The 306-nt window shown below is 72.9% G+C and carries 2 protein-coding genes; both read right to left on the bottom strand.

Annotation, left to right across the window (positions count from 1 at the left end; genetic code table 11):
• A partial coding sequence (gene tnpB / locus FV226_RS27765) for an IS66 family insertion sequence element accessory protein TnpB (protein ID WP_147765074.1) occupies positions 1–104 on the bottom strand: 104 nt, incomplete at its 3' end.
• Positions 101–306: hypothetical protein (locus FV226_RS28420; protein ID WP_210246563.1), on the bottom strand; the 206-nt coding region annotated here is incomplete at its 5' end. The genes tnpB and FV226_RS28420, both read right to left, overlap by 4 nt.

Raw genomic sequence — 306 nt, 5'->3', positions numbered from 1 at the left:
GCGAGGTGATCCTGCACGAGGCTGGCCAAGCCGTCGAAGCCCTTGCGCATGTCGGTGTGGCCGGTCGCCAGCCAGACCCGCGAGCCGGAGGGAACCGGGATCATCGTCCCAGCAACGCCGCGATCACACCCTGCAGGAGCGCCACGTCCGCGCCCGCCTCGGCCCGAAGCCGATGACCCCCGGCCAGCTCGATCTCGATGGCGCCGGGGCGGGGCGGCTCGTCCCGGACGGGAGGTTGCGGAGCCGGCAGCGCAAGTGGAACGAAGCTCGGGCGGGACGCCACCGGTGGCGGCGATGCTTCTGTCC

The sequence above is a fragment of the Methylobacterium sp. WL12 genome, assembly GCF_008039475.1.
GTDB lineage: Bacteria > Pseudomonadota > Alphaproteobacteria > Rhizobiales > Beijerinckiaceae > Methylobacterium > Methylobacterium cerastii.
The sequence above is the reverse complement of the archived record's forward strand: the minus strand, read 5'-3'. Positions and strand labels throughout refer to the sequence as shown.